At 74.0% G+C, this 12,884-nt stretch carries 9 protein-coding genes and 1 pseudogene; 4 read left to right on the forward strand and 6 right to left on the reverse strand.

Translation table 11 applies throughout. The features are described 5' to 3' along the window. Nucleotides 1-2,649: sugar-binding protein (locus E1286_RS41320; protein ID WP_132621873.1), on the forward strand; the 2,649-nt coding region annotated here is incomplete at its 5' end. Nucleotides 2,650-2,725: 76 nt separating this feature from the next. Here the strand turns inward: E1286_RS41320 and E1286_RS41325 are convergent. Both E1286_RS41325 and E1286_RS41330 read right to left on the reverse strand, forming a co-directional pair. Then, nucleotides 2,726-3,463: a DUF3152 domain-containing protein gene (locus E1286_RS41325; protein WP_132621875.1), complete on the reverse strand. Its 738-nt coding sequence runs from the start codon at nucleotides 3,461-3,463 to the stop codon at nucleotides 2,726-2,728. A gap of 87 nt (nucleotides 3,464-3,550) precedes the next feature. Beyond that, entirely contained in the window at nucleotides 3,551-4,765 is a 1,215-nt protein-coding gene (locus E1286_RS41330; RefSeq protein ID WP_132621877.1) for an NAD(P)/FAD-dependent oxidoreductase, read from the reverse strand. Nucleotides 4,766-4,966: 201 nt separating this feature from the next. On the opposite strand from E1286_RS41330, the gene E1286_RS41335 reads away from it, so the two are divergent. Beyond that, entirely contained in the window at nucleotides 4,967-6,055 is a 1,089-nt protein-coding gene (locus E1286_RS41335; protein WP_132621879.1) for a hypothetical protein, read from the forward strand. Nucleotide 6,056: 1 nt separating this feature from the next. On the opposite strand, the gene E1286_RS41340 is transcribed toward E1286_RS41335, so the two are convergent. Further along, nucleotides 6,057-6,596, reverse strand: a complete 540-nt coding sequence (locus tag E1286_RS41340) for a hypothetical protein (protein WP_132621881.1) — start codon at nucleotides 6,594-6,596, stop codon at nucleotides 6,057-6,059. Between the two features lie 252 nt (nucleotides 6,597-6,848). On the opposite strand from E1286_RS41340, the gene E1286_RS41345 reads away from it, so the two are divergent. Both E1286_RS41345 and E1286_RS41350 read left to right on the forward strand, forming a co-directional pair. Continuing rightward, nucleotides 6,849-7,958: an MBL fold metallo-hydrolase gene (locus E1286_RS41345; RefSeq protein WP_165970149.1), complete on the forward strand. Its 1,110-nt coding sequence runs from the start codon at nucleotides 6,849-6,851 to the stop codon at nucleotides 7,956-7,958. A 23-nt stretch (nucleotides 7,959-7,981) separates the two neighbouring features. Continuing rightward, entirely contained in the window at nucleotides 7,982-8,896 is a 915-nt protein-coding gene (locus E1286_RS41350; protein WP_132621883.1) for a pirin family protein, read from the forward strand. Nucleotides 8,897-8,901: 5 nt separating this feature from the next. Here the strand turns inward: E1286_RS41350 and E1286_RS41355 are convergent, their stop codons facing one another. From E1286_RS41355 to E1286_RS48510, 3 genes and pseudogenes are all read right to left on the reverse strand, one after another. Beyond that, nucleotides 8,902-11,445 (reverse strand): PA14 domain-containing protein, encoded by a 2,544-nt coding sequence (locus E1286_RS41355; RefSeq protein WP_132621885.1) that lies wholly within the window; start codon nucleotides 11,443-11,445, stop codon nucleotides 8,902-8,904. Between the two features lie 75 nt (nucleotides 11,446-11,520). Beyond that, a complete protein-coding gene (locus E1286_RS41360; protein WP_132621887.1) occupies nucleotides 11,521-12,483 on the reverse strand; it encodes a coiled-coil domain-containing protein in 963 nt (320 codons plus the stop codon). A 113-nt stretch (nucleotides 12,484-12,596) separates the two neighbouring features. After that, a pseudogene (locus E1286_RS48510) lies at nucleotides 12,597-12,884 on the reverse strand (hypothetical protein); the annotation flags it as partial.

Here is a 12,884-nt window from a genome sequence, read left to right on the forward strand (position 1 = left end):
GCCCATGAGCCCGCCCATGAGACCGCCGTGAAGCCCGCCGGCGGGCGCGCCGCGCCGGTCGACCTCGACGCGCTGTTCGTCGGCGCCCATCCCGACGACGAGGCGTCCACGCTGTCCACGCTCGGCCAGTGGAACGAGGAGCACGGCGTGCGTACCGGCGTGATCACCGTCACGCGCGGCGAGGGCGGCGGCAACGCGGTCGGCCCGGAGGAGGGCCCGGCGCTCGGCCTGCTGCGCGAGGCCGAGGAGCGCGAGGCCGTCGGCAAGGCCGGCGTGACCGAGGTGTTCAACCTGGACGACGTCGACTTCTACTACACGGTGAGCGCGCCGCTCACCGACCAGGTGTGGGGCGGCGACACGCTGGAGAAGGTCGTCAGGGTCGTCCGCCAGACCAGGCCCGAGATCCTGCTGACCATGGACCCGGCGCCTACGCCGGGCAACCACGGCAACCACCAGGAGGCGGCCCGGCTCGCCGTCGCGGCGTTCTACGCGGCGGCCGACCCGAAGGCGTTCCCCGAGCAGATCAGCGGGGAGGGGCTGAAGCCGTTCGCGCCGGCCCGGGTGCTGACCGGCGGGGCGCGCGGCACCTCGCAGACCGGGCCCGACTGCGCTGCCACCTTCCGGCCGGCCAACCCGGCGCAGAACGTGTTCGGCGTGTGGAGCGGGCGCGCGTCGGCGAGCCGGGGCACGACGTGGGCGGCCGTGGAGCGTGCGGCGCAGCGTACGTACGCCTCGCAGGGCTGGGCGTCCTTCCCGGACGTGCCGGCCGACCCGGCGCGGCTCGGCTGTGACTTCTTCACGCAGGTGGACGCGCGGGTGCCGTTCCCCGAGCCGGGCACCCCCGCGGCCGCCGCGCCGACGGCGATCCTCGACGGCTCGCTGACCAGGCCCGGCGGTACGACGCCGCTCGGCACCCTGCTCACCCTGGAGACCGGCGCGTTCGACGTGCGGCCCGGCACGCCGTTCGAGGTGGAGGTGAGCGTGACGGCGCCGCCGCGCGAGCCGCTCGGCCGGTCGTCGGTCGCGCTGCGCCTGCCGGAGGGCTGGCGCGTCGAGCAGGACTCCCGTGACCTGGGGCGGCTCGCCGCCGGGCGTACCCGGTCGGCCACGTTCACAGTGACGCCGCCGAAGGGGGCCACCGGGCGGGCCAGGATCGCGGCGGCGCTCACCACCGAGCGGGGACACGGCCACACCGACCGGCAGGTCGAGGTCAGCCCCGCCGTGCGGGCCGCGCAGCAGCCGCTCCCCCAGGTCGCCCAGTACGAGGAGTGGACCGCCGACGTGGGCGTCCCGCAGCTGCGGGGGCTGGTCACGCCGGTGCTCACGCTGCCCTCGGGCGGCAGCCGCGAGATCGGCGTCGTGGTCGCGAACGTCAGCGACGCCGCGCAGTCCGGCGCCGTCCGGCTGGAGCTGCCCGCCGGGTTCACCGCCGACCGCGCCGAGGCCCCGTACCGCGACCTCGCCCCCGGGGCGGAGACGACGGTGCCGTTCACGGTGACGAACTCCGATCCGTCGCTGAAGACGTCCAACGAGGGCGGCGACTACGCCTACACGATCACCGTCACCAGTGGGGACGGCGCCAGCAGCAGCAGGCCGGCCCTGGAGCTGGTGCCCGCGGCGACCGTGCCCGAGGCCGCCGCCGCGCCCGCCGTGGACGGCAGGGAGGGCGAGGGCGAGTACGCCGGGCCCGCCCTGGACGTCTCCCGCCTGTGGGAGGGCAGCGCGTGCTCGTCGGCCGCCGACTGCTCCGGCACGGCCAAGGCCGCCTGGCACGACGACACGCTGTTCCTCGTCGTCCACGTCAGGGACGACGTGCTCGGCACGCGCCTGGACGCCTCCGACTGCAAGCGCCACTGGCGCACCGACTCCGTGGAGGTGGCCGTCGACCCGCGCGGCGTCTCCGAGAACACCTCCACGACGTTCAAGGCGGCGGTGCTGCCGGTGACCGCCGAGGGGCCGCCGTGCCACCTGCGCGACGCCGACAACCGGCAGGGGCCGGGTGAGGAGACCGCTCCGGGGATGCGGGTGGCCTCGACGGTGTCCGAGGGCTCGTACGTGGTGGAGATGGCGATCCCGATGGAGGTCCTGCCCGGGGCCGTCGACCCTGACCGGCTCGGGCTGAACATCCTCGTGTACGACTCCGACACCCAGGACAAGACCGGTCAGACCCGGATCGGGTGGTCGACGTGGGGCGGGGTGCAGGGTGACCCGTACCGGTGGGGTGCGGCCGCGCTGACCGGCTACCGTCCGCCGGCCGACCGGCCTGAGACGCCGCCGGAGCCGGTGATCCCCGACACCGCGCTGTCCAGCCTGGACTCGCCGCAGTCGCTGGAGCAGGCGGTACGGGTCCACGTGCCGCCGACCGGCCCCGCGGCCGGGCCCGCGCGGACGGGTGAGGCCGTCTCGGCCACGGCGGCCGAGGGCGCGGTGCAGGTCAGGGTGCGCGCCGCCGCGCCCGGGCGGGCGCATCTGTTCGTCCGCGACGCCCAGGGCACGGCGGGCAGCCGCGTCGTCACGGTGTCCCGCCGTGGGACGACGACCGTGGAGGTGCCGCTGACCCGCGCCGTGGGCGATCGGGCGACGGTGGTGGCCGGCTGGCAGGCACGCGACGGCGGCGGCACGGCCGCCTCCCAGGTGCCCGTCCGCTGACCGCGGCGGCGCCCGGGCCGGTGCGGTGATTCGCGCCGGCCCGGGCCACGGGATGGGGCCCGGGCCGGCGCGACGGTTACGGGCGGTCGTCGCCGGGGCGGCGGTGCGGGAAGGGCCACGGGTTCGGGCGGCAGCGGCCCAGCGACTTCGACTGCTGCGTCATGACCGGGGCCAGTCGGCCGGGGCCCGGGCACGGGCGGTGACGGTGGCCGAGGCCGTGGCCGACCTCGTGGCTGATCACGTAGTGGCGGTAGGCGTCGAGGTCGTCGCCGTACTGCCGGACGCCCTTCGCCCAGCGCAGGGCGTTGATGATCGAGCGGCGGCCGTTCCAGCAGGACAGCTCGCCGCCGGTGCGCAGCGGCTTGCACTCGCGGTCGGTCAGGCGAGGGCTGGACAGGGCGACGCGCAGCCGCACCGGCGGGCGGTCCACGCGGCGGAAGCGGCCCCAGCCGCGGATGTCGTTGAGCGTCCGGTGCACCTCGTCGGCGAACGAACGCGGGTCGAACGGCAGCCCGTCCTCCACCTCGACCAGGTATCGGATCACCTTGCCCCGGCCCGGCCTGGCGGGGGCCTCGCCGCGCACGACGGTGTAGCGGCCGGAGGCGGAGTGCGGTACCCGGAGCTTCTCGTGGTCACGTTTCCCGGGCGCGAGCGGCGGGGGCGGCGGAGGCAGGGTCGGCGGCGGCTTCGGCGGCGGGACGTAAGCCGGCGGCCCTGAAGGTCCTGAAGTCTCCGACGACCCGGGCGGCCCGGGCGGCGCGGTGCCGCACGCGGCGGCGGCCAGGATCAGGACCAGCAGTGCGAGCAGCGGCATATGCGTCCTCCCCACGGTGTCACGGTGGGGAGGGATCCGATGTTACGTGCCCCTGTTGTCGCACTTCGCGGACAGGGTGGCCATTTTTCAGGGAATTGGCGGTGCGTAGGGCGTTATATCGATCGGTGGCGTTTCGCCGAGGGCCAGGTCAGCGGCGATGGCGCCGGTGAAGGGCCCGGCCGTCAGCCCGTACGCGCTCAGGCCCGTCGCCACCACCACGCGGCCGGTCACGGGGCCGATGAGGGCGGGACCGGGGGCGTACACCGGGCGCAGGCCCACCCGCGTCTCGACGACCGTCGCGTTGTACAGCCCCGGCGCCGTCCGCAGCCCCGCCTCGATCACCTCGTCGAGGCCGCCCATGGTGACGCGGGGCGCGAAGCCGACGTCCTCGACGGTCGCGCCGATGACGATGCGGGAGTCGGTGAAGCCGAGCAGGTAGGGGCCGTTCCTGGGCAGGATGATGGGCCACCAGGCGGTGTCGACGCCCTCCATGCAGACGTGCAGGATCTGGCCGCGCCGGGGGAAGACCGGCAGCGCGACGCCGAGCGGCCGGCACACCTCGCCCGTCCACGCTCCGGCGGCCACGATCACCGCGTCGGCCTCGACCGGGACGCCCTCGCCGGTGAGCCGCCGGGCGGCCGTGACCGCGGGCGGCTGCGGGGCGGCCGGGTCGAGTGGCCGGCTCTGCCGCCACGACCCCGCTTCCTCGCGGGTCTCCGCCTCCGGCAGGGGGCACGCCTCCGCGTCCTCGGCCGCCGTCGCGTGCACGATCACCTCGCCGGCGGGGGTGAGGCGGGCGGCGCCCGTACGGATCCGGGCTCCCCCCTCCAGGGCGGCGCGCAGGAGGGCGGCGCGCACCGCGTGGCCGTCGACCCGGGCCGCGCCGGGCACCAGCAGCGCGCTCAGCGTGTCGGACAGCGGCGGGAACAGCTCGGTCGGCGTCGTGACGTCGGTGACCTCACCCATCTCCGGCGCCTCGTCGTAGCGGCGGCGCAGCAGGCCCCGCACCGGCTCCAGGTCGACCGGCTCCTCGGCGACGAGCAGGGCGCCGACCTTGGCGTACCCGATGTCCTCGCCCAACTCCCCCACCAGGCCCGGGTAGCGGCGGGCGCCCTCGCGGGTCAGGCGGTACCAGGCGTCGTCCTCGGCGTGGTCGACCCACGGGCAGACGATGCCCGCGCTCGCCGGCGTCGCCGCGCCCGGGTACCCGCCGTCGACCACGGTCACCTCCGCGCCGCGGCGGCTCAGGTAGTAGGCCGCGGCCGCCCCCACGATGCCGCTTCCGATCACCACTACACGCATGGCCTCATGCTCTCAGCTCGGGTGAACCGACCCGATGACCGGGATCCCGCACTTTGCCCGCCGAACACCCTTTGCCGCCGAACACCCCTTTGCCCCGAACACCCATGGCCGCCGGACACCCGGTCACGCCGCCCCCGGGTTCCTCCCGGCGAACCGCCCGACATGTCGGTCATGTCCGGCTTACGGGTTTATGGTCAGCGCATGGACATCGCCGTCACCAGGATCGGTCTGCCCTGCCCGGTCCGCGTGGCCGCATCGGACGGGACCACCGTCTGGTGCGCGGTGCCCGGCGGGCTGCGCGCGTACACCGCCTCGGGCACCTTCCTCAGGGACATCTCGCTCCGCGACGACCTCCCCGTCCGGCAGCCCCTGCCGGACGGGCTGCCGGACGGGCTGCCGGACGACCTGCCGGAGGACGGCCCCGCCCAGGAGCTCCATGGAGGCGGGCCGCGGGTCTCCCTGAAGAGCGGCGACGCCCGGGAAGGCTTCCTGACGACCGGCGACACCCTGGAGAGCGGCGTCTTCCCAGCCGGGCCGGAGTTGCGGTCGCTGGCAGCCGTGCCCGGGACGGTGAGCGGCACGGCCGGCGTTCCCGGCACGCTGGCCGAGACCGTGGTGGTGCCCCGGTCGTTCGCCGGGCAGGCGCCCGCGAGCCCGTTGTCGGCGGCGAACCCGCTGTCCAGGGGGACGCTGGCGGCCACGACCGGCGACCGCGTCCTGTGGTTCGGAGCCGGCCCGCCGGCGGAGGCGCCGTTCGACGGGCGGGTGGTGGCGGGCGGCGGCGAGATCTGGGCGGTCGGCGACGGGCTGGCCCGCAGGCTGATCGGTCCCGGCCGGCTCGGGGAGCCGGTGGAGCTGCCCGGCCTGGACCGCTGCGCCGTCGAGGGGGAACGCCTGTGGTGGACCTCCCGGCACGACACCCTGCTCCGCGGCGGCCCGGACGAGGTGGACCTCGGTGAGGGGGAGCGCGGTGAGGGGGAGCGCGGGGCCATGGCCGTGTGCGCCGGCTCGGTGTGGATCAGCGCGCGCGGGGGGCTGCGGCGGGTGTCGGCCTGGTCGGGCGAGCCGCGCCGGTTCGTCGGGACTCCTGAGGGGCCGGTGCCGTTCCTGGTGTGCGCGAACGGCGTCCTGGTGGGCGGCGGCCGTGATCTGTTCGCCCTCTCCCCCGCCACCGGCGTCCTGCGGGTGATCGAGTTAGGGTTGGACGCGCCTCTCGGGCTCCTCATCGCGGCCGGCAAACACGTCTGGGCGTTCCCCGCAGGCCGCCCGGAAGCCCTCGTCGTCACCTGACTCACGCATAGTCGTCCTCGTCGTAGCGCTCCAGGTGGAGGAGGGCGCGGATCTTCGCCGCCGGGGCCTTGCCGTCGTGGCGGACCGCGTTCAGCACCTGCTGGACGAGCGCGTCGCGGCTCTGGGCGCGTGCGGCCAGGAGCCAGTGGCGTTGCGCTCTGCCGGATTCGGCGGTGAGCCTGCGCATCGGCCCGCGCACCGCCGCGGGCCACGGGGTGCCGGTCAGCCGCCGGATGTGCGCCTCGTTCGCGGTGGCGACCTGCGCGGCCCGGCGGCGCAGCTCGGCGACCGGCCGGCCGCCGTTGATCGCCTGCTCCAGCCGTTCCAGTGCGACGTTGTACGGCCGCACGATGCCCAGATAGCGCCGGGCCGCCTGCTCGACGGTCAGCGCGGTCCGCGACACGCGCGGCGACGGGGTGGGGGAAACGGGGGTCGCGGCCGTGGGCGAGACGCGGACGGAATCGCCCGGCGGCGACACGCCGGCGGGGGCGTCCGAACACCCGGCGACCAGGGCGGCGACCACCAGGGTCGCGAGAATCATGCGCACAGGTCCGCAATTGATTCACTGAGCCATCATGGTGTCAAGGTCGCCGCGCATGAGCGTTTCGCCGGGGGTTGCCGGGCGGCGCCGGCCCGGCGACCGATAGGTTCGTCGGGCCGGAGAAGGTCGCCGCCCTGGTGACGTGGCTGGCATCCCCGTATGCCGCGAGCGTCGGCGGCGCGGCGATCACCACGGCCTGACCTATCGGGAATCCCGCAGGGCGGGAAGGAGACCTCTCAGGGAGTGTGGGCGATGGCAGGAATGCGGACCGCGTGGCGGATCGTCGCGGGCGGCGCTGCTCTGGCCGCGGCCGGCTGGGCGATGCGCGAGGTGCCGGCCGAGCTGGGCGTGCGGCCTCTGACGACGGGGCCGGACCGGGCGGCGCGGATACGGCGCTCGCCGCAGTTCGTGAACGGCGCTTTCGTCAACCCCATGCCCGACCCGCCCAGACCGGCCACGAGCGTCCTGGACGAGCTGTCCGGCAGCAGGCGACGCCGTCCTCACGGATTCGTCCCCCTGCGGGTGCCGCCGTCCGACGAGCCGCCCGCCGACGGCCTGCGCGCCGTCTGGTACGGCCACGCCTCGACGCTGGTGGAGATCGAGGGCAAGCGGGTGCTGTTCGACCCGGTCTGGAGCAACCGGGTCTCCCCCTCGCAGTTCGTCGGCCCGAAGCGGCACCACCCGGTGCCCGTGGAGCTCGGCCGGCTGCCGCCGATCGACGCCGTCGCGATCTCCCATGACCACTACGACCATCTCGACATGGCGACCGTGCGCCATCTGACGTACACGCAGAAGTCGCCGTTCGTGGTGCCGCTGGGTGTGGGGGCGCACCTGGAGCGGTGGGGCGTGCCGGCGTACCGGATCGTCGAGCTCGACTGGGGCGAGGAGGCGCAGGTGGCGGGGTTGCGGTTCGTCGCCACGGCGGCCCGGCACTTCTCCGGGCGGGCCTCCTTCGCGGCGAACGACACCCTGTGGGGATCGTGGGTGGTCGCCGGGGCGGCCAAGCGGGTGTTCTACGCGGGCGACTCCGGCTACTTCGAGGGCTACAAGGGCATCGGCGCGGCGCACGGGCCGTTCGACCTGACGCTGATGCCGATCGGCGCGTACGGCCCCGCGTGGCCCGACACCCACATGACGCCGGAGGAGGCGGTCACCGCCCACCTCGACCTGGGCGGCAGGCTGCTGCTGCCGGTGCACTGGGCGACGTTCACGCTGGCCCTGCACCCCTGGGCCGAGCCGGTGGAGCGGTTGTGGCGCGAGGCCAAGGCGCGCGACGTCTCGATCGTGGTGCCTCGTCCGGGCGAGGCGGTCGACACGGCCGCCGTGCCGCCGGTGGAGGACTGGTGGGAGATCTCCGCCTGAGCGGGGTCGCGTACAGTCCTACCGTGAGCAATCTGGAACGCGACCCGCGGGAGATCCACTGCGCCGCCGAGGCGGGCGCGGGCAGTGAGGTGCTGGCGGGGCGTGAGGTGCCGCTGGGTGGTCCGCGCGCGATACTGGTGAGCCGGACGCTGCCGCACGTGCACCGGCGCATGATCGGCGCGTGGTGCTTCGTGGACGCGTACGGGCCGCAGCGGGCCGCCATGCGGGTGCCGCCGCACCCGCACACGGGCCTGCAGACGGTGAGCTGGCTGTTGGCGGGCGAGGTGCTGCACCGCGACAGCGTCGGCACCCTGCAGGAGATCCGCCCCGGGCAGCTGAACCTCATGACCGCCGGGCGCGGCATCGCGCACTCGGAGGAGTCGCCGGAGGCCGTGCTGCACGGGGTGCAGCTGTGGGTGGCGCTGCCCGGCGAGCACCGCCATGTCGGGCCGGGCTTCGAGCACCATCCGGCGCTGCCGATGGTGTCCGGCACGGGTTTCGAGGCGACCGTCGTCATGGGATCGCTGGCCGGGGTCACCTCGCCCGCGACCGCCTACAGCCCGCTCGTGGGCGCCCAGATCGCGGTCGGCGGGGTGTGCGAGGTGCCGGTGGACCCGGGGTTCGAGCACGGGCTGCTGCTGCTCGACGGCGAGGTGGCCGAGCTGGAGCCGGGGGCGCTGACGTACCTGCCGCCCGGGCGGTCTCGGGTGCGGCTGTCGGGGCGCGGGCGGGTGCTGCTCATCGGCGGGGAGCCGTTCGAGGAGGAGATCGTCATGTGGTGGAACTTCGTGGGCCGCTCACACGACGAGATCGCCGCCTTCCGCAAGGAGTGGATGGAGGGCGAGGGCTTCGGCGCCGTCGAGGGGTACGACGGCGAGCCGCTGCCCGCGCCCGTCCTGCCCGGCACGCCGCTCAAGCCCCGCGGCCGGGTCCGCTAGTCATCTCACCGGGTTCCGTCGCAGGGCGGGTTCGTGGTGGTCAGGGCTTCGTGGGCGGCGCGGAGGCGGGCGGCGTCGGGTTTGGTGACCGCCCGGTCGTACGTCATCAGGCCGTTGATCTCGGTCTCGACGTCGGTGGTCTGGGTGTAGACGGCGGCGCTGAGCTGCTCGCACGACTGCAGCCGCCGGATCTCCTCGATCATGGACACGTACCGGGCGGTGAGAGCCTCGGGGTCGGGCTCGGCCGCGTACCCCCAGCCGCCGCCGGACCAGGTGTGGCCGACCACCGGCAGGCTGAGGCCGCCGTACTCGCCGAGGACGTTCGCCCGGCCGCCCGACGGCTTGCCGGGGTTGCCGGGGCCCGGGTAGATGTGGAAGTCCTTGATGTCGCCGTTGCCGCCGTCCACGGCGCCGCAGCAGTTGACCCCGCTCATGTTGTTCACCAGCCGTGACGGGTCCCAGCTCTTGACCAGGTCGGCGATGCGGGCCTGGTCGTACTGGCCCCAGCCCTCGTTGAACGGCACCCACATGACGATCGACGGGCTGCTGCGATGCTGGTCGACCATCTCCTTCAGCTCGGCCTCGAACTGCGCCCGGCCGGTGGTGCGGAAGGCCGACGGCATGTCCTGCCACACCAGCAGGCCGAGCTTGTCGGCGTGGTGGTACCAGCGGTCGGGTTCGACCTTGACGTGTTTGCGCACGGCGTTGAAGCCGAGGGCCTTGGTCTGCTCCAGGTCGTACCGCAGGGCCTCGTCGGTGGGGGCCGTGTAGCTGCCGTCGGGCCAGAATCCCTGGTCGAGGGGGCCGATCTGGAAGACCGGCCGGCCGTTGAGCAGGATGCGTTCGCCGGAGACCGCGATGGATCTCATCCCGAAGTACGACTCCACCCGGTCGTTCCTGAGCCTGACCTCCAGGTCGTACAGATGGGGGTCGTCGGGTGACCACAGCCGGGGGTCGGGCACGGGGAGGCGGAGCTCCTCGCCGACCGGGCCGCGTACGGTGCCGACCACGCGCCGGCCGTCCCTGGCGATCACGGTGACCGTGCCCGGTGAGCCGTGGACGGTGACGTGCAGCGCCTCGCCGCGCAGGTCGGGCACGGTGTCCACGCGGTCGATCCGCTGGGCCGGGACCGGCTCCATCCAGACGCTCTGCCAGATGCCGGAGACGGCGGTGTACCAGATGCCGCTCGGGCTGAGCCGCTGCTTGCCGATCGGCTGGGCGCCTTCGTCGGTCGGGTCGTACACGCCGACGACCAGCTCCTGCGGGCCGCCGCCCCGGAGCGCGTCGGTCACGTCGGCGGTGATGCGGTCGTAGCCGCCCTTGTGCTCGGCCACCCGCTCGCCGTTGACGTAGACGGTGGCGTGCCAGTCGACGGCGTCGAGGTGCAGCAGCAGCCGCTCGCCGCGCCAGGTGCGAGGCACCTCGAACGTCCTGCGGTACCACATGCGTTCCTCGTGCCGCCCGACGCCGGACAGCTGCGACTCCACCGGGAACGGCACCACGATCCGCTCGGGCAGCTCCCGGCCGACGGGCGCGGCCTCTCCCTCCTCGGCGGGGGCGAACTGCCAGGTGCCGTTGAGGCTGCGCCAGCGGTCCCTGACGAGCTGCGGCCTCGGGTACTCGGGCAGCGGGCCGTCCGGATCGACCTCCGCGGCCCATCGGGTGCGCAGGACGTAGGTGGAGGCGTTGACCACGGGGACGTAGGTGTAGGCGGGCAGCGGCGTGCCGTCCGCGTACGTGATGCCGCCGCCGTCGTACGCGGTGCGGACGGTGTTGCCCGCCTTCGCGGGAACCGGATGCCGCAGCTTCAGCTCCACGGTCTCCGGCGTCCGCAGGACGGCGGAGGTCACGGGCCAGGCGGCGCCGCCGACGGTGAGCGCCAGCCGCTCGGCCGCGTCTTCGGGCAGCGGCGCGAGCGGCGCGTCGAACGTCAGCGTGGCGACGTCCCCGGCCTCGTCGAGCCGGGCGTCGCGGGGGCCGGGGGGCTGGAAGTCCTCGGGCACGGTGAACGCCTCCATCGGGACGACGGCCTTCGGCACGCTCGGGCTCTGCCAGCGCAACCGCAGGTGGGCGCCGCCGTGGTGCTCGAAGTACTCGACCTTGACGTCGTACTTCCTGCCCGCCTCCAGGGCGATGGGCTCGCCGGTCTGCTCGACGTCCCAGTCGTCCACCCAGTGGTCGATGATCAGCCGCCCGTCCACCCAGAGACGGAACCCGTTGTCGCCGATCATCGAGAAGGTGTACGTCTCGGAGCGCGGGACTTCGATCTCGCCGGTCCACCGGACGGTGACGTCGTCCTCCCTGCCGGTCAGCTCCCGGAACACCGGGTTCAGGTCGGCCAGGTCGAGGTCGGGGTCGACCACGCTCGCCTTGAGCTCGGCGAAGTCGAACCTGCCCGCCGCCGAGGCGAGGTAGTAGTCGCCGCGCAACCCGTTCCGCTCGGCGGCGGGGGCGGCGGAGGCGGAGGCGGAGGCGGACGGTGTCTGTCCCACCAGGGACGACAGGGAGAGAAGCACGGCCAGCAGTAACGCGAGGCGCTCACGCGACACCGGAGGGGTCCTTTCGGGGAGGCTCCGATCAAGGGTGCTTTGCGACCTTCAGTAAGCACCCGTTGAGCCAACCGGTCAATAGACCGAAATGTGCGGATGGTCGTAGTGGTTGGCCGTGGTGCCGCCGCGGTCGGACATCGTGCGCCAGGAGCCCGTTCCGACGTGCCAGATGCGCTGGCGGTAGATCACGTACATGATGCCGAGCCGTTTGGCGTTCTTGACGGCCCAGGCGGCGATCTGGTCGCCGCGCTGCAACTCGGCCGCGGACGGCATCGCGCCGCCCCGGCTCAGCATGAAGTCGCACGCCCGGCCGAGCGGATGCTCGCCGCCGTCCTGGATCGGCCGGTAGCACCCGATTCCGTACGGCACCTCGAACCGGTCCCCGATGAGGTTCCTGACCAGGCGCATCCTGGGGGTGATGTTGTCGGGGCCGTCGGGGAGCTGCGGCACCCACGTCCCGTCGGGGCGCCGGATCCCGGGCGCGGTGTAGAGCAGGTCGATCCTGTCCTTGACCTTCTCGATCTGTTTCTCGGCCTTCTCCCTGCGTTCGCCCAGGTCCTCGACGGTCCGCCGCAGGTCCTTCGCGCGGGCCTCGGCCTCTGCGCTCGCCTGCCGGTGCGCGTTCCTGACCTCGGCGTAGCCGCGCACCCTGGCGTCCTGGACGTCGATGAGGTGCTGGGCGAGCGCCATCCGGTCGAGCAGCGCCGACGGGTCGCGGTTGCCGGTCAGCATGGCCGGCTGACTCGGCTCGCCGCCGACATACTGGGCGACGGCCATGGCTCTGAGGCTGGTGGAGTGACTGTCGTAGACCTCCTGGGCGGCGGCCAGCTTCTCACGCGCCGCCTTCTCCGCCTTCTCGGCCTTCTGGTGGGCGATGCGACCGGCGTAGTAGTCCGTGATGAGCTTGTCGGCGTCCTTCTGGAGGGCGGACAGCTCCTTCTTGAGCCGTTTCACCGTCGGTTTCGGTTCGGCCTGCGCCGGCACCGCCGTAACCAGGAGCACGGCGGCGAGCGTGGTCACGGCCCGCCATACCGCCACTCTTCTCCTCACCCCGAACGCGCAGGGCAGGTTCCGGCCATGAGCTTTTCAGGCCAGAGGGCGCCCTCTATCGGACGCACGATAGTAGGAGATCGGCCGCCTTTGCCTGCATTTCACGACTTTTCGGCGTCGCGGCCCTTTCGTACCCTGCGGACGACGATCTGGCGGGCGAGCAGCATGGATCCGGGCACCACCGCGAACCCCAGGAGGCTGGAGCCGAGGCCCAAGCCGATGCCGGCGTCCACCAGTCCGCCGCCCCCACCGCCTTCGCCGCCCTGACCGCCTTCGCCGCCGTCACCGCCCTCGCCGCCGAGCACCGGCAGGCCGAGCGAGACGCTGACCGAGACCGACAGCAGCGGCTCGCGGGCCGGTGCGGCGGGCTCGGGCGGCGGGGGCGGCGC

The sequence above is a fragment of the Nonomuraea terrae genome, from assembly GCF_004348995.1.
GTDB classification, from domain to species: domain Bacteria; phylum Actinomycetota; class Actinomycetes; order Streptosporangiales; family Streptosporangiaceae; genus Nonomuraea; species Nonomuraea terrae.

What these genes read in the sequence shown, in the direction of transcription:
- E1286_RS41345 (WP_165970149.1), top strand. Translation starts at nt 6,849, where the DNA reads ATGGCAGGAATGCGGACCGCGTGGCGGATCGTCGCGGGCGGCGCTGCT.
- E1286_RS41325 (WP_132621875.1), bottom strand. Translation starts at nt 3,463, where the DNA reads ATGCCGCTGCTCGCACTGCTGGTCCTGATCCTGGCCGCCGCCGCGTGC.
- E1286_RS41340 (WP_132621881.1), bottom strand. Translation starts at nt 6,596, where the DNA reads ATGATTCTCGCGACCCTGGTGGTCGCCGCCCTGGTCGCCGGGTGTTCG.
- E1286_RS41335 (WP_132621879.1), top strand. Translation starts at nt 4,967, where the DNA reads ATGGACATCGCCGTCACCAGGATCGGTCTGCCCTGCCCGGTCCGCGTG.
- E1286_RS41330 (WP_132621877.1), bottom strand. Translation starts at nt 4,765, where the DNA reads ATGCGTGTAGTGGTGATCGGAAGCGGCATCGTGGGGGCGGCCGCGGCC.